This window comes from Azospirillum sp. ST 5-10, assembly GCF_051225715.1.
Classification (GTDB): domain Bacteria; phylum Pseudomonadota; class Alphaproteobacteria; order Azospirillales; family Azospirillaceae; genus Azospirillum.
Window position 1 is genome coordinate 1 of sequence record NZ_JBPJSP010000056.1, and the last position, 15,639, is coordinate 15,639.

The 15,639-nt window shown below is 72.8% G+C and carries 15 protein-coding genes and 1 tRNA gene; 8 read left to right on the forward strand and 8 right to left on the reverse strand.

The annotated features are described in order from the left end of the window. Nucleotides 1-310 precede the first annotated feature (310 nt). The 5 genes from ACSBPG_RS31220 to ACSBPG_RS31240 form a co-directional block, all read right to left on the reverse strand. Nucleotides 311-385: transfer RNA gene (locus ACSBPG_RS31220), tRNA-Gln, on the reverse strand. A gap of 64 nt (nt 386-449) precedes the next feature. Further along, the gene (locus ACSBPG_RS31225) at nt 450-2,546 is read right to left on the reverse strand and encodes a hypothetical protein (RefSeq protein WP_435541165.1); all 2,097 of its coding nucleotides are present in this window, start codon (nt 2,544-2,546) and stop codon (nt 450-452) included. Then, complete coding sequence (locus ACSBPG_RS31230) at nt 2,546-5,299, reverse strand: DUF4159 domain-containing protein (protein WP_435541166.1); 2,754 nt, start codon at nt 5,297-5,299, stop codon at nt 2,546-2,548. The genes ACSBPG_RS31225 and ACSBPG_RS31230 overlap by 1 nt, the downstream gene beginning before the upstream one ends. Before the next feature lie 36 nt (nt 5,300-5,335). Continuing rightward, nucleotides 5,336-6,244 (reverse strand): DUF58 domain-containing protein, encoded by a 909-nt coding sequence (locus ACSBPG_RS31235; protein ID WP_435541167.1) that lies wholly within the window; start codon nt 6,242-6,244, stop codon nt 5,336-5,338. Between the two features lie 8 nt (nt 6,245-6,252). After that, a complete protein-coding gene (locus tag ACSBPG_RS31240; protein WP_435541179.1) occupies nt 6,253-7,182 on the reverse strand; it encodes an AAA family ATPase in 930 nt (309 codons plus the stop codon). Nucleotides 7,183-7,353: 171 nt separating this feature from the next. On the opposite strand from ACSBPG_RS31240, the gene ACSBPG_RS31245 reads away from it, so the two are divergent. The 4 genes from ACSBPG_RS31245 to ACSBPG_RS31260 all read left to right on the forward strand — a co-directional run bounded on the left by ACSBPG_RS31245 (nt 7,354) and on the right by ACSBPG_RS31260 (nt 10,169). Further along, on the forward strand, nt 7,354-7,947 hold the full coding sequence (locus ACSBPG_RS31245; RefSeq protein WP_435541168.1) for a DUF1285 domain-containing protein: 594 nt from the start codon (nt 7,354-7,356) through the stop codon (nt 7,945-7,947). Continuing rightward, the gene (locus tag ACSBPG_RS31250) at nt 7,944-8,558 is read left to right on the forward strand and encodes a CoA pyrophosphatase (RefSeq protein WP_435541169.1); all 615 of its coding nucleotides are present in this window, start codon (nt 7,944-7,946) and stop codon (nt 8,556-8,558) included. Before ACSBPG_RS31245 ends, ACSBPG_RS31250 begins: the two co-directional genes overlap by 4 nt. Beyond that, a complete protein-coding gene (locus ACSBPG_RS31255) occupies nt 8,555-8,812 on the forward strand; it encodes a DUF6111 family protein (RefSeq protein ID WP_435541170.1) in 258 nt (85 codons plus the stop codon). The genes ACSBPG_RS31250 and ACSBPG_RS31255 overlap by 4 nt, the downstream gene beginning before the upstream one ends. Nucleotides 8,813-8,921: 109 nt before the next feature. Further along, nucleotides 8,922-10,169, forward strand: a complete 1,248-nt coding sequence (locus ACSBPG_RS31260) for a CCA tRNA nucleotidyltransferase (protein WP_435541171.1) — start codon at nt 8,922-8,924, stop codon at nt 10,167-10,169. Between the two features lie 53 nt (nt 10,170-10,222). Here ACSBPG_RS31260 and hemF read toward each other — a convergent pair whose 3' ends face one another. Beyond that, nucleotides 10,223-11,098 (reverse strand): oxygen-dependent coproporphyrinogen oxidase, encoded by an 876-nt coding sequence (hemF, locus tag ACSBPG_RS31265; protein ID WP_435541172.1) that lies wholly within the window; start codon nt 11,096-11,098, stop codon nt 10,223-10,225. Next, nucleotides 11,095-11,556, reverse strand: a complete 462-nt coding sequence (locus ACSBPG_RS31270; RefSeq protein ID WP_435541173.1) for a tRNA (cytidine(34)-2'-O)-methyltransferase — start codon at nt 11,554-11,556, stop codon at nt 11,095-11,097. Before ACSBPG_RS31270 ends, hemF begins: the two co-directional genes overlap by 4 nt. Before the next feature lie 260 nt (nt 11,557-11,816). On the opposite strand from ACSBPG_RS31270, the gene petA reads away from it, so the two are divergent. The 4 genes from petA (at nt 11,817) to ACSBPG_RS31290 (ending at nt 15,096) form a co-directional block, all read left to right on the forward strand. Then, a complete protein-coding gene (gene petA / locus ACSBPG_RS31275; RefSeq protein WP_435541174.1) occupies nt 11,817-12,386 on the forward strand; it encodes a ubiquinol-cytochrome c reductase iron-sulfur subunit in 570 nt (189 codons plus the stop codon). Between the two features lie 30 nt (nt 12,387-12,416). Continuing rightward, nucleotides 12,417-13,685 (forward strand): cytochrome b, encoded by a 1,269-nt coding sequence (locus ACSBPG_RS31280; RefSeq protein ID WP_435541175.1) that lies wholly within the window; start codon nt 12,417-12,419, stop codon nt 13,683-13,685. Continuing rightward, nucleotides 13,685-14,452 carry a cytochrome c1 gene (locus ACSBPG_RS31285; protein WP_435541176.1) on the forward strand — a complete coding sequence of 256 codons (768 nt, stop codon included), beginning with the start codon at nt 13,685-13,687 and terminating at the stop codon, nt 14,450-14,452. Before ACSBPG_RS31280 ends, ACSBPG_RS31285 begins: the two co-directional genes overlap by 1 nt. A gap of 92 nt (nt 14,453-14,544) precedes the next feature. Beyond that, nucleotides 14,545-15,096: a DUF924 family protein gene (locus ACSBPG_RS31290; RefSeq protein WP_435541177.1), complete on the forward strand. Its 552-nt coding sequence runs from the start codon at nt 14,545-14,547 to the stop codon at nt 15,094-15,096. 159 nt (nt 15,097-15,255) lie between these two features. On the opposite strand, the gene ACSBPG_RS31295 is transcribed toward ACSBPG_RS31290, so the two are convergent. After that, a partial coding sequence (locus ACSBPG_RS31295) for a cbb3-type cytochrome c oxidase subunit I (RefSeq protein WP_435541178.1) occupies nt 15,256-15,639 on the reverse strand: 384 nt, incomplete at its 5' end.

Here is a 15,639-nt window from a genome sequence, read left to right on the forward strand (position 1 = left end):
CGCCCACAGGGCGTCGGAGACAAGAGGGGCTGCCATTCCCCCCTCAACTGCCCGATCCCGGTTCGGTTAGGCGCTCTTACGTCCATGGGGACGCGTCGGCGCCACCAGAGCGTGGGTCCGCGACGGAAGACATGGGTGGTGCAAGCCATGAATCGGTCCGCGTCGAAGACGGCGGCGGAGCGGTCACCCTCCCGTGTCACGCCCGGTGCTACAGCCGGTGTAACAAAAGGGCGTGCCCCCCGTCCGCCGGGCACGATGCCGGTGGATCAAGGCCCGAAACCCCTGGATTCGGCTGGGATGCGGCTGGGAATGGTTGGGGCGCCTGGATTCGAACCAGGGAATGGCGGTACCAAAAACCGCTGCCTTACCGCTTGGCTACGCCCCAATCCGCGCAAGGGCCGGAAACATATCGGCATTCCCGGCCCGCTGCAACACTCCGATGGGTGTGCTCAGCGCCCCTCGCGGCGCCAGGCGAACAGCAGGGTGGCGAGCGCCAGCGCCAGCACGGCGGCGACCGGCAGCAGGGGCACGTCGCTCACCCCCTTGACCACGTAGTCGCCGTTGGCGCGCAGGCCGATCCAGTCGTCGCCGGACTGGTCGCGGTCGGGGCGGGTGCGGCGCACCGGGATGCCGTCGTCACCCTGGTCGGCGATCCAGTGGATGCCGCCGCCGGTCGCCTCCGCCGCCGCGGCCAGGCGCTCGCCGGTGGTGCGCAGGTCGGCCAGCTCCGGCGGGTTGACGGCGCCGACCACCGCCAGCGCCGTGCGCTCGCCGTCGGTGACGCGGTAGATGCCGGGCTCGGCGGCGACCACCGTCGCCACGGTGCGGCCGCCGGGCTCGGCCCGCATCTCCAGGGTGCTCGTCTCGTCCGACGGCGTCGTCAGGGTGACCGAGCGGGGGTCCGGCTCCAGCGAGCGGCGCTCCACCGTGATGCGGTTGCCGTCGACGTGGGTGCGCAGGTCGTTCTCCTCGAGCTCCGGCTCCTTCATCAGCCAGTGGGCGAGGCGGCGGAGCAGCTCGGCCTGCGGGCCGCCGCCTTCGAAGCCGCGGCTCCACAGCCAGATCTGGTCGGAGGTGAGCTGCGCCACCCGGCCCTCGCCGACCCGGTTGAGGATCAGCAGCGGCCGCCCCTCGGCCCCCTCCATCACCACCGAGCCGCCGTTGGGCCGCACCTCCACCTGGTGGAACCAGCGGCCCCACTCCGGTTCGCCCTCGGCGCGGTCGCCCGGCAGCTCGGCCGTCACCGGGTGGCGGTGGCCCAGCTCCGTCACCGTCGGCTTGAACGGGCGGTCGATGTCCTGCCCGGTCGGCTCGGCCGGCAGCACCTCGCCCAGCGGCGTGCGGTAGAGCGACAGCGGCGAGGAGAAGCCCTGGCCGCTCGATTCCAGCAGCGCGCCGCCCTGCTGCACGTAGCGGGCGATGTTCTCCAGGTACATCTGCGGCAGCACGCCGCGCCGGCGGTAGCGGTCGAAGATGATCAGGTCGAACTCGTCGAGCTTGATCTCGAACAGCTCGCGGATCGGGAAGGCGATCAGGGACAGCTCGCGGATCGGCGTGCCGTCCTGCTTCTCCGGCGGGCGCAGGATGGTGAAATGGACGAGGTCGACCGAGGGGTCGGCCTTGAGGAGGTTGCGCCAGGTCCGCTCGCCGGCGTGCGGCTCGCCCGACACCAGCAGCACCCGCAGCCGGTCGCGCACGCCGTTGACGACGACGGCGGCGCGGTTGTTGGCCATGGTCAGCTCCTGGCGCGCCGCCTCCACGTCCAGCTCCAGCACGTTCTGGCCGCCATGGTCGATCGGCAGCTCCAGGTGGACGTCGCGCCCCACCGGCACCTGCAGCACCCGCGGCGTGCCGCCGTCCTGGCGCAGGGTGAGGGCGGCGGTGGTCGACTGGCGGCCGGGCAGGTCGTCGACCCGGATGGTCAGCTCCACCGGCTTGCCGACGATGCCGTAGCTGGGCGCCTGGACGATGGCGAGGCGGCGGTCGCCCTCCTCGCGCTCGCCCGTCAGCAGGGTGTGGACGGGGCCGCCGCCGGCCAGTTTGGCGACGTTCTCCGGCACGTCGTGGACCTGCCCGTCGGTGATCAGCACGGCGCCGGCGAGGCGGCGGCGCGGCACGTCGGCGGTGGCGTTGCTCAGCGCCTCGAACAGGCGCGTCTCGTTGATGGCCTCGCCGCCGCCCGAGCCGTGGCCGGCGCGCACCACCCGCACCTCCAGGTCGTCGAAGCGCTCCAGCCGCGCCGTCAGGTCGGCCAGCGCCCGCTCCGCCCGCGCCTTGCGGTCGCCGATGTTCTGGCTGGGCGATTCGTCGACCACGACCACCGCCACGTCCTTGATCGGCTCGCGCTCCTCGTGCACCAGCGAGGGGTTGAGGAGCGCCAGCGCCAGCACGGCGAAGGCAAGGATGCGCCAGGCCACGCCGCGGGCGCGGCGCACCAGGCCGAGCAGCAGGACCAGCGCCGCCGCGCCGAACAGGACGGCCAGCACCGCCCACGGCAGCAGCGGGTCGAGGGCGATCGAGGTGGCGTCGACGAAACCGCCGGTCATTATTGGCCGAGCCTTTCCAGGATGGCGGGCACGTGCACCTGGTCGGCCTTGTAGTTGCCGGTCAGGGCGTACATCACGAGGTTGACGCCGAAGCGGTAGGCCATCTCGCGCTGGCGCTCGCCGCCGGGGACGACGGGGTAGAGGGGCTGCCCCGTCGTCGGCTCGACCGCCCAGGCGGCCGCCCAGTCGTTGGCGCCGATGACGACCGCGGAGACGCCGTCGTTGAGCCGGCCCTCGCGGGCCTCGACCCAGACGTCGCCGCCGGCGTAGCGGCCGGGGAAATCCTGCAGGAGATAGAAGGACTTGGTCAGCACGTGGTCGGGCGGCACCGGGGCCAGGGCGGGGATGTCGAGCCCGTCGGCGAGGCGGCGCAGCGCCTCAGACCCCGGACCGGCCCCGGGCAGCAGGGCGCGCGACTGGTCGCGGGTGTCGAACAGGATGACGCCGCCGTTGCGCAGATACTCGTTGACCTTGGTCCTGGCCGCGTCGGACAGCGAGGGCTGGCTGGCGGTCACCGGCCAGTACAGAAGCGGGAAGAAGGACAGCTCGTCCGTCTCCACGTCGACCGCCATGGCCCCGGCCGTCTCCGCCGCGGTGCGCCGGTTCAGCACCTCCGACAGACCTTCGAGGCCGGCGCGGGCGACGCCGTCGACGGTGCTGTCGCCGGTGCGCACGTGGGCGAGCCAGGTCTCCTCCGTCGCCTTGACCGCCCGCTCCGCGTCGAGCGCCGCCGCCGGCCGCGGCGCCGCCGCCAGCGCCGCCCCCGCCAGCAGCAGGACAGCCGCCGCGCGGGCGGCCCGGCGCGGCCGGGCCCAGCGGCCGAGCAGCCCGCGCAGGGCGAGCGCGATCAGCAGGTCGAGGATGCCGAGCGCCAGCGCCGCGGCGAGCAGCGGCGGCTTCAGCGCCACCTCGCCGCGGGCGCCCAGGTCGCCGCGGGCGACCCCGGCGGGAAGGGCGCCGAGCGGGGCGATGCGGGTCACCGCCGCGGTGAGGTTGAGGGCGACGCGGGAGTCCTCGCGCCCGTAGAAGCCGGGCGGGTGGCGCGGGCCGATGGCGTCGGGCCCGAAGGTCTCGGCGTCCAGCGGGAAGGCGGTCGGCGGCGGCGGCGCCAGCCGCCCGAAGCCGTCCAGCACCTCCTGCGGCTCCAGGCTGCCGCCGGGACCGGCGCCGGCCACCCCCTCGCTCAGGGAGACGACGCGGCGCAGCATGTCGACGAAGAGCCCGGACAGCGACAGGTCGGACCAGTCGGGGCTGGCGGTGGTGTGGACCAGCACCACCCAGCCGTCGCCGGCCTTGGCGGCGGTGACCAGCGGCGTGCCGTCGGCCAGCCGCGCCCAGGTGCGGTCGGCGAGGTCGAGCGACGGCTCGGCCAGCACCTGCCGGCGCACCACCACGTCGTCGGGGACGGCGAGGCCGTAGAACGGGCTCTTCTCGGGGAAGGGCTGGAGGCGCGCCGGCTCCGACCAGGACAGGGCGCCGCCGAGCGCCCGGTCGCCCAGGCGCAGGCGGACCGGCACCAGCCGGTCGGCGTTGCGGGCCAGCCGCGGCCCGGCGAAGCGCACCAGGACGCCGCCCTGGCCGATCCACGTCTCCAGCGCCTGCGCCTCGGAATCGGTGAGGGCGCCGACGTCGGAGAGGATCAGCACCGCGAGGTCGCGCTTCAGCAGCTCCAGCGTCTCGCCCCGGCGCACCTCGTTGTAGGGCTCCAGGGCGCGCGACAGGTAGTGCAGGTCGGACAGCAGGGGCTGGTTCTCGCCCTCGGAGCGGCCGGACACCAGGCCGACCGGGCGGCGGCGCCAACGCTCGTCGAGCAGCACCGTGGCGGCCGCCGTCGTCTCGTTCTCGATGCGCAGGGACGCCGCCTCGTTGCGCAGCTCGGTCGGCACCTCGAAGCGGACCTCGCCGCGCGTCTGGCCCGGCTCGAAGGCGACGCTCTCCCGGTGCAGCAGGCGGCCGTCGGCGGCGGCCATGCGCACCGTGACGGCCGCCGGGGCCCGGGCGTCGGCGCGGACGACGCCGGCCACCAGGGCGCTCCCCTCGGAGGCGGGCGGCAGCAGCAGGTGCGGCGGGCGCGCCGCCGCGTCGTCGCGCACCTCGACGCTGCCCAGACGCTGCAGCGCCTGGGCGAGCTCGCGGTCGAGCCGGTCTCCCTCGCGGCCGGCGAGGCCGTCGCTCAGCCACACGGTGTGGGCGGTGCCGTCGAAGGACAGCCCGCGCACCGCCGCCAGCGCCGCCGTCCGGTCGGTCGGCCAGGGCTGCGGTTCCAGCGCCTGCACGGTGCGCCGCGCCTCGACCGCCGGCAGCGCCGCGGTGGCCGCCACCGGGGCGCTGCCGCCGGGGCCGGGCGCCGTGGCCAGCACGACCACCGGCCGGCCCTGCCGCTCCGCCTGGGTCACCAGCCCTTCCAGGGCCTCGCGCCGCGCCGGCCAGTCGCGCGCCGCCGCCCAGCCGTTGTCGACCAGCAGCAGCAGCGGCCCGTTGCCGGGCAGGGCGGCGCGCGGGTTGAGCAGCGGCCCGGCCAGTGCCAGGATGATCAGGCCGGCGACCAGCAGGCGCAGCAGCAGCAGCCACCAGGGCGTGCGGGCCGGCGTCTCCTCGCGCGCCGCCAGGTCGCGCAGCAGGCGGATGGCGGGAAAACGCACGACCCGCGGCGCCGGCGGCGTGACCCGCAGCAGCCACCACAGCACCGGCAGCGCGACCAGGGCGGCGAGCACCCAGGGAGCGGCGAAGGCGAGGGACCCGAAACCCAGCATGCTCGACGTTCTCTCAAACCCGCGGGACAGCCGCGGCTAAACGGGCGCCTGCGCCAGCGTGCCCCACAGCGACAGGAGCGCGGCCGGCGGCGGATGATCGGTGCGATGGACGGCGAAGGTCCAGCCGGCGGCCCGCGCCAGCGCGGCCAGCCCATCACGGTGGGCGGACAGACGCCCGAGATAGGCCTCGCGCACCGCCTCGACGCGCGGCACCAGCAGTTCCTCCTCGCCCTCCAGCCCTTCGAACTCGACGCGGCCGGCGAACGGCAGCGTCTCCTCCGCCGGGTCGAGGATCTGCACGAGATGGCCGCGCACGCCGCGCCCGGTGAGGCCGGCGACGGCGGCGTGGATCTCGTCGAGCGGCGACAGCAGGTCGCCGAACAGCACCACCTGGGCGTGACGCGGCAGCGGCTCGACGCGCGGCAGCCCGGTCGCCGCCTCGTCCGGCCAGGACCGCGGGTCGGCGAGGCGGGCGGCCAGCCGGTTGAGCGCGCCCCGGCCGTGGTCGGGCCGCTGGCCGGTGTTGAGCAGCGCCACCCGCTCGCCGCCGCGCACCAGCAGCACGGTGAGCGCCAGCAGCAGCAGCTCGGCGCGCTCGCGCTTGGTGGGCAGCGAGGCGGCGGAGCGGTAGCCCATGGACGGGGAGCGGTCGTGCCACAGCCAGACCGTCTGCGCCGCCTCCCATTCGTTCTCGCGGACGTACACCGGCTGGGTCTTGGCCGACTGCCGCCAGTCGATCATCTGCGGGGCGTCGCCCGCCATGTACCGGCGGAACTGCCAGAAGGTCTCGCCCAGGCCGACGCGCCGCCGCCCGTGCACCCCCTGCGCCACCGTTGCGGCGACGCGCTCCGCCTGGACCAGCAGGGGCGGCAGGCGGGCCGCCAGCGTCTCCGCCCGCTGCTGCGCGCGCAGGGCGTCGGCGCCGAGGGAGGGGGACGGTGCCATGCGCGGCCTCAGGTCAGCGGTTCGCACAGGCGGTCGATGAGCGCGTCCAGGGTCACGCCGTCGGCCCGCGCCGCGAAGTTCAGCGCCATGCGGTGGCGCAGCACCGGCTTGGCCAGCGCCACCACGTCGTCCAGCGACGGCGACAGGCGGCCGTCCAGCACGGCGCGGGCGCGGGCCGCCAGCATCAGCGCCTGGGAGGCGCGCGGGCCGGGGCCCCAGGCGACGTGGCGGGTGACCTCGGCGACCTCGGAGGTCTCAGGCCGGCCGGCGCGCACCAGGTCGAGGATGCCCTCGACCACGCTCTCGCCGACGGGCACGCGGCGCACCAGCCGCTGCGCCGCCTGCAGATCGGCGGGGGTGAGCACGGTGACGGCGCGCTCCTCCTCGACGCCGGTGGTGGCGACGACCATGCGGCGCTCGGCGTCGCGGTCGGGATAGGTGACGTCGACCTGCATCAGGAAGCGGTCGAGCTGGGCCTCGGGCAGCGGGTAGGTGCCCTCCTGTTCCAGCGGGTTCTGGGTCGCCAGCACGTGGAAGGGGGCGGGCAGCGGGTGGTACTGGCCGGCGACGGACACCCGGCGCTCCTGCATCGCCTGCAGCAGCGCCGACTGGGTGCGCGGGCTGGCGCGGTTGATCTCGTCGGCCATCAGGAGCTGGCTGAACACCGGGCCGGGAATGAAGCGGAACGACCGCCGTCCCCCCTCCGCCTCCTCGAGCACCTCGGACCCGAGGATGTCGGCCGGCATCAGGTCCGGCGTGCACTGGATGCGCTTCTCCTCCAGGCCGAGCACGGTGCCCAGGGTCTCGACCAGACGCGTCTTGGCGAGGCCGGGGACGCCGATCAGCAGCACGTGGCCGCCCGCCAGCAGGGTGACCAGCGTCAGCTCGACCACCTCGTGCTGGCCGAAGATGACACGGCCGATGCGGTCGCGCACCATGGACAGCCGGGCACCCAGCGTCTCGACCTCGGCCAGGAGCTGCTGCGGGTTCTCGGGGCCGGCCGACGCGGGCAGGGCGTTCGTTGCGCTCAAGACGTGTCTCCCAGTTCACATTCGGCGATCGCAGACCTATGTGACGAGTATGGCGAAATTTGGCTGCGCAGGCTCGCGATGAACAAAGTCGGCACCGCCGGGGCCGAAAACAAGCGGGGGGACGCGACGGAACCGCCGCCGGGCCATGGAGCCTCGGCCGCCGGGCCGAACGGGGCCCCCGCCCATCCGCCGGAGGAGCGGTTCGGCATCCGCATCGCCCGCGACGGCACCTGGTACCACGAGGGCGGGCCGATCCGCCGTCCCGAGCTGGTCAAGCTCTTCGCCAGCGTGCTGCGGCGCGACGACGCCGGCGACTACTGGCTGGTGACGCCGGTGGAGCGCGGGCGCATCGCCGTCGACGACGTCCCCTTCGTCGCCGTCGAGATGACGGCGCGCGGGGAGGGCGAGGAGCAGGTGCTGGCCTTCCGGACGAACCTCGACGACTGGGTGGAGGCCGGACCGGACCATCCGATCCGGCTGGCGGAGAATCCGGAGACCGGCGAGCCGGTGCCGTACATCGCGATAAGAAACCGGTTGGAGGCGCGCATCGCCCGGCCCGTGTACTACGAGCTGGTCGAGCGGTGCGTGCCGAACCTGCGGTCCGGGGAGGACGAGGTCGGGCTATGGAGCAGGGGCGCGTTCTTCACGCTGGGCCGGTGGCCCGGCGAGTGACGCCGGACGACGTCCGCCGCCGGTTTCCGGGCAGCGCCGCGGCATCGCGGCAGCCCGGCAAGATCCGCGGCGACCACGACCTCAACCCGGCCTACGGCCCGCCGCCCGACCGCCTGCGCGAGGCGGCCGTGCTCGTCCCGCTGATCGACCGCGAGGGCGGCGTCACGGTGCTGTTCACCCAGCGCACCGCGCACCTGACGGCGCACGCCGGGCAGATCAGCTTCCCCGGCGGCCGCCGCGAGGCCTATGACCGCACGCCCGAGGAGACGGCGCTGCGCGAGACCGAGGAGGAGATCGGCCTCGACCGCGGCCACGTCGAGGTCGTCGGCCGGCTCGACACCTACGTCACCCGCACCGGCTTCCGGGTGACGCCGGTGGTCGGCCTGGTGCACCCGCCGTTCAGCCTGCAACCCGACCCCACCGAGGTGGCCGAGGCCTTCGAGGTGCCGCTGTCGGTCATCCTCGACCCGACGAACCCGCAGCGCCACAGCCGCGACGTGCTGGGCGGCCGGCGCTTCTTCTACGCCTTCCCCTACGAGAACCGCTACATCTGGGGGGCGACCGCCGGCATGCTGGTCAATCTGCGGGACGTCCTGGGCGACGCGCCATGAGGCTGCTGCTGACCGTCCTGCTGCCGCTGCTGGCGCCGACGCTGCTCTACGCCGCCTGGGTCCTCCTGCAGGCGCGCCGCGGCGGGCCGTCGCCGCGCTGGCCCTGGCTGTGGCTGGCCGGCGGCGGGGTGGCGTTCCTGGCGACGGTGCTGGGGGCATGGGCGCTGTCCGAAGGGGCGCCGCCGCACGCCCGCTACGTGCCGGCCCACCTGGAGGACGGCCGGGTGGTCGAGGGGGTGACGGTGGCGGAGTAGGGACGCCGCGGGCGGCGGCGGTTCAACGCTCTCGCCGCGGCGGCGCCGGCGTCCTATTGTCGCTCGGGCCCCGTGCCGCCACCACGGACACTTCGACCACGGACCTTCCATGCAGAAACCCGCCGGCCGCCTGGCGCCGCAACCCTGGATGACCGCGCCGGAGACGCGGGCCGTGCTCGACGCGCTGCGCGCCGGCGGCATCGACGCCCGTTTCGTCGGCGGCTGCGTGCGCGACGCCTGGCTGGGGCGGCCGGTGAAGGACATCGACGTCGCCACCCACGCGCCGCCGGACCGGGTCATGGCGGCGCTGACGGCGGCCGGGCTGACCGCGGTCCCCACCGGCATCGCCCACGGCACGGTGACCGCCGTCGTGAACCGGCAGCACTACGAGATCACCACCCTGCGCCGCGACGTCGAGACCTTCGGGCGGCATGCCCGGGTCGAGTTCACCGACGACTGGAAGGAGGACGCGGCGCGCCGCGACCTCACCATGAACGCGCTCTCCTGCACGCCCGACGGCGACGTCTACGATCCGTTCGGCGGGCTCGCCGACATGGCGGCGGGGCGGGTGCGCTTCGTCGGCTCGGCGCGCCAGCGCATCCGCGAGGACGTGCTGCGGCTGCTCCGCTTCTTCCGCTTCCATGCCCACTACGGCCGCGGTGCCGCGGACGCCGAGGCGCTGGCCGCGGCGGCGGAACTGGCGCCCCTGCTGCCGGCCCTGTCGGGGGAACGGGTGCACGGCGAGCTGTTCCGCCTGCTCACCGCGCCGGACCCGGCGGCGGTGTGGCGGCTGATGGCGGGGCGCGGGATCATCGGCCACCTGCTGCCGGCGACGGTCGGCGCCGGGCGGCTGGACCGGGCGGTGCTGCTGCAGCGCGTCCTGGGCGAGCCGCCGGACCCGCTGCTGCGCCTCGGCGCCGCCCTCGACGGCGGGCAGGAGGCGGCGCTGGCGGTGGCGGACCGGCTGCGTCTCTCCAACGCCGAGCGCAACCGTCTCGTCAACCTGGCCGAGCCGCGGGTGGCGGTGCCCCCCGGCGGCGACCCGGCGGCGTGGCGCCGGGCGCTGTACCGGCTGGGCGACCCCGTCCGCCGGCGCGACTTGGTGCGCCGGGCGGCGGTCCTGGCGCCCGGACCGCTGCCGCTCGACGCCGTGCGGGCGGCGCTCGCGGCCGTGGCGGAGCTGGACGGGCTGCGCTTCCCCGTCGCCGGCCGCGACCTGATGGCGCTCGGCGTGCCGCCGGGGCCGCGCATGGGGGCTCTGCTCCGCCAAGTCGAGGCGTGGTGGATCGCCGCGGACTTCCGGCCCGACCGGGCGGCCCTGCTGGACGAGCTGAAGCGCCGCACCGTCGGCGGCTGAGCGGGACTTCCGGGCTTCGCCCACCACCGTGCGGGCGGCGTTCGGAAATCCGTTCAGGGCCACTTCACCTCGGGTGGCAGGCTCATCAGGATGGCCTCGGTGTTGCCACCGGTCTTCAGGCCGAAGACGGTGCCGCGGTCGTGCAGCAGGTTGAACTCCACGTAGCGGCCGCGCTTGACCAGAAGGGCCTCGCGCTGCTCCGGCGTCCACGCCTCGTGCATGTGGCGGCGGACGATGGCGGGATAGGCCTCCAGGAACGCCAGCCCGACGTCGCGGGTGAAGGCGAAGTCGGCCTCCCAATCGCCGCTGTCGAGGTTGTCGTAGAAGATGCCGCCGACCCCCCGGGTCTCGTCGCGGTGGGGCAGGAAGAAGTAGCGGTCGCACCACTCCTTGTACTTGGGGTAGTAGCCGGGGTCGTGGCGGTCGCAGGCCGCCTTGAGGGCGCCGTGGAAGGTCTGCGTGTCGGCCTCGTCGGGAAAGGTGGGGGTGAGGTCGGCGCCGCCGCCGAACCAGGCCTGGGTGGTGGCGATGTGCCGCGTGTTCATGTGGGTGGCCGGGACCAGCGGCGAGCGCATGTGCGCCACCAGGCTGATGCCGGCCGCCCAGAAGCGGCCGTCCCCGGCGGCGCCGGGGATGCTGGCGCGGAACTCCGGGCTGAAGGTGCCGTGCACCACGGAGATGTTGACGCCCACCTTCTCGAACACGCGGCCGCGCATGATCGCCATGGTGCCGCCGCCGCCCTCGGCGCCGCCGTGGTCGGGGCGCTGCCAGGCCTTGCGCTCGAAGCGCCCGGCGGGCAGGGCGGCGTGGGGACCGTCGGCCAGCTCGTCCTCCAGCGCCTCGAAGGCGGCGCAGATGCGGTCGCGCAGCTCGGCGAACCAGGCGGCGGCCCGCGCTTTGCGCGCGTCGGTCGGGGCGGTGGCGGTCATCGGCGGTCTCCAGGCGGTGCGGCCGTCTGCCGCAGGGCCTCACCCAACACCATCGCCGCGGCGATGGCAACGTTCAGCGAGCGGGCCGGGGGACGCAGCGGGATGACCACCCGGGCGGCGGCGGCGGCGTGCACCGCCTCGGGGGCGCCGGCGCTCTCGCTGCCCACCATCAGCCGGTCGTCGACGCGGAACGCGAAGGCGGTGTAGGGGATCGCGCCGTGCGTCGTGAGCAGCACGAGTCGGCCCGGCGCGTCCGCCCGGCGGTAGGCCTCCCACGAGCTGTGGCGGGTCAGGTCGAGATGGTCGAGATAGTCCATGCCGGCGCGCCGCAGGCGGCGGTCGTCGAGCAGGAAGCCGCAGGGCTCGACGATGTCCATGGGAACGCCCAGCGCGGCGCACAGGCGCATCAGCGTGCCGGTGTTCTGCGGGATGTCCGGTTCGATCAGGGCGAGGCGCATCCGAATCCATTAGGGTTGCCTAATTTATTGGCCGCGCACGCGCCGTGCGCGCGACACATTGTCCGGAGGATAAGGCTTTTCAACGGAGCAGCGCGACGCTATACCGCACCACAATGGCTGAGTACCCCTTTCCGGTCGATGCGGCGTGACCGGGTCTATCCGGACCGGCGGAGAAGGAACAGCCGAGAAAGGCTAAGAACGTCCGACGCTCACCCGGCGCCGACAACGCGCCGCGAATTGTCCTGAGGAGAATGACGCTTATGGCTGAGACCACGCATCCGTCCGGCACGGGTGTCCCTGCGGCCCCCGGCGGTGAGGGGACTTCCCGCCGTGATTTCCTCTATCTCGCTACCGGTGCCGTGGGTGCCGTCGGAGTCGCGACGGCTGTCTGGCCGTTCATCGACAGCATGAATCCCGCGGCCGACACCCTCGCGCTGGCCTCGATCGAGGTCGACCTCTCGCCGGTCCAGGTCGGGCAGTCGATCACGGTCACCTGGCGTGGCAAGCCGGTCTTCATCCGGCACCGCACCGACAAGGAGATCCAGGAGGCCAAGGACGTCAACGTCGACGACCTCCGCGATCCGCAGCCGGACAGCGCCCGGGTCAAGCAGGCGGAATGGCTGATCGTCGTCGGCGTGTGCACGCACCTCGGCTGCGTGCCGCTGGGGCAGAAGCCGACCGACCCGCGCGGCGACTACGACGGCTGGTTCTGCCCGTGCCACGGCTCGCACTACGATTCGTCCGGCCGCATCCGCAAGGGTCCGGCTCCCGCCAACCTGCCCGTGCCGCCGTATGCTTTCATCGGCGACGGTTCGGTCAAGCTCGGCTAAGCGGCCTTCGGTATCGGGAGACCAGAAGATATGGCTCAGGGAAACGCCTCCGCGTTCAAGAATCCCGTCGTGAAGTGGATCGACAGCCGCCTGCCGATCTTCACGATGATGCATCACGAGTACAACGAATACCCGATGCCCCGGAACGTCAACTATCTCTGGGCGTTCGGGGCGATCGCCGGTGTCATGCTCGTGATCATGATCGCGACCGGCCTCGTGCTGGCCATGCAGTACGCCGCCAACACGCACGTCGCGTTCGAGTCCGTCGAGCGCATCATGCGTGACGTCAACTACGGCTGGCTGCTGCGCTACATGCACGCCAACGGCGCGTCGATGTTCTTCATCGCCGTCTACATCCACATGTTCCGCGGCCTGTACTACGGCTCGTACAAGGCGCCGCGCGAGATCCTGTGGATGCTCGGCGTCGTCATCCTCCTCCTGATGATGGCCACCGCCTTCATGGGCTACGTGCTGCCGTGGGGCCAGATGAGCTTCTGGGGCGCCACCGTCATCACCAACCTGTTCTCGGCCTTTCCGCTCGTCGGCGACCCCATCGTCACCTGGCTGTGGGGCGGCTTTTCGGTCGACAACCCGACGCTCAACCGCTTCTTCGCGCTGCACTTCCTGCTGCCGTTCGTGATCTTCGCGGTGGTCATCCTCCACACCGCGGCGCTGCACGTCTCGGGCTCCAACAACCCGCTGGGCATCGACGCCAAGGGGCCGCAGGATACCGTGCCCTTCAACCCGTACGTGACGGTGAAGGACCTGTTCGCGGTGGTGGTCTTCATGATCCTCTACTGCGCCTTCGTCTTCTTCATGCCGAACTACCTGGGCCATCCGGACAACTACATCCCGGCGAACCCGCTGGTGACGCCGGCGCACATCGTGCCGGAATGGTACTTCCTGCCGTTCTACGCCATCCTGCGCGCCATTCCCGACAAGCTGGGCGGCGTGCTGGCCATGTTCGGCGCCATCGCCGTGCTGTTCGTCCTGCCCTGGCTCGACACCTCGAAGGTGCGCAGCTGCAAGTTCCGGCCGATCTACCGCCAGTTCTTCTGGGTGCTGGTCCTCGACGCCCTGGTGCTGGGCTACGCCGGATCGCAGCCGGCCGAAGGCATCTGGCTGACCATCGGCCGCATCGCCACCGCCTACTACTTCTTCCACTTCCTGATCCTGCTGCCGGTGCTGGGCAAGATGGAGCGTCCGCTTCCGCTGCCGGCCAGCATCAGCGAACCCGTCCTGAAGGGCGGCGGCCGCGTCGCCGCCGGCGCCCACGCCAAGCCCATGGAGAAGGCCTAATGCGCGCGTTGAAGACTGCTTTCCTCTCCGCGGCTCTGGCGTTCGGTCTGGCCGGCACGGCCGCGGCGTCCGAAGGCGTGCACATCCCCGAGCAGAGCTGGCCCCACTCCGGCGTCTTCGGCACCATCGACAAGGCGTCGGCGCAGCGCGGCTTCCAGGTCTACAAGCAGGTCTGCTCGACCTGCCATTCCATGAAGCTGGTCCCCATCCGGACGCTGGCCGGGATCGGCTACGACGAGGACCAGCTCAAGGCGATCGCCGCCGACTACACCGTGCAGGCCGGGCCGAACGACGCCGGTGAGATGTTCGATCGTCCGGGCATTCCGGCCGATCGCTTCCCCAGCCCGTTCCCCAACGACCAGGCCGCGCGCGCGTCCAACAACGGCGCCCTGCCGCCGGACCTGTCGCTGATCGCCAAGGCCCGCGTCGGCGGCGAGGACTACCTCTACGCCTTCCTCACCGGCTTCCACGACACGCCGCCGGAAGGCGTGACGCTGATGGACGGCATGTACTACAACGAGTACTTCCCCGGCCATCAGGTGGGCATGCCCAACATCCTGATGCCTGACGGCGTGACCTACGCCGACGGCACGGCGGCGACGGTGCAGCAGCAGGCCCACGACGTGGCGACCTTCCTGACCTTCGTGGCCGAGCCGCACATGGACACCCGCAAGCAGACGGGCGTGAAGGTGATCCTGTTCCTGATCGTCTTCGCCGGCCTGATGTACGCGGCCAAGCGCCAGCTTTGGAGCACCGTCCATCACTGAGGGCTGCGGTCCGCGTGCGTTTTCTCTGGACAGGGCGCCCCCGGGCGCCCTGTTCTTTTTTCGGCGGCGTGCGGCGGGGCGGGGAGGAGAGGATGGTGGACACGCTGATCGACGAGATCGTCGACTTCTGGTTCGACGACGCCACCAAGCCGTACTGGTTCAAGCGTTCGGACAGCTTCGACCGGGCGGTGCGCGATTCGTTGCTGGAGCCGTACGAACGTGCGGCGGCCGGCGCCTTCGACCACTGGATCGAGGACGTCGACGGCTGCTTGGCACTCTGCGTGCTGCTGGACCAAGTGCCGCGCAACGTCTTCCGCGGCGACGCCCGGGCCTTCGCCACCGACGCCAAGGCGCGCGCCGTCGCCCGCCACGTCCTGCAGCAGGGCTACGACCTGGAGTGCAACACCGACGAGCGGCTGTTCCTCTACCTGCCGTTCGAGCACAGCGAGGATCTCGACGACCAGCGCCTGTCCGTGACCCTGTACCGGGAGCGGGTCGGCGAGGCGGTGCCCGTCGATTTCGCCGAGCGCCACCTGCGGGTCATCGAGCGCTTCGGCCGCTTCCCCCATCGCAACGCCGCCCTCGGCCGTGCCTCCACGCCGGAGGAGGAGGCGTTCCTGAAGGAGCCCGGCTCCTCCTTCTGAGGGCGCGCCGGCCTCGTCCGCCCCCGCCCCCGCCCCCGCCCCCGGGCGCCGACGGCAGTATCGCTCACGCCGTCGGGCGGACCAGCCGACTCCCTCCCCCGCACGGCGGGGGAGGGTCGGGGTGGGGCGGCCGTGTGTCGCGGCTTCGGCTCGGGGGTATCACTTCACCGTCGGCAGCCGCTCGAACTGGTGGAACGGCGGCGGCGAACTCAGCGTCCATTCCAGGGTGGTGGCGCCCTGGCCCCAGTAGTTGGCGCCCACCCGCCGGCCCCGGGTCAGGGTGTAGATCGCCAGGCCGATGAAGACGATGTGCCCGGTGAAGGCGATGTAGGATCCCCAGGACGACACCATGTTCCAGCCCGCGAACATGTCGGGATAGTCGGGGATGCGGCGCGGCATCCCGGCGGTGCCCAGGAAGTGCTGCGGGAAGAAGGTCAGGTTGGCGCCCACGAAGGTCAGCCAGAAATGCACCTTGCCCCAGAACTCCGGATACTGGCGGCCCGACATCTTGCCGATCCAGTAGTACCAGCCGGCGAAGATCGA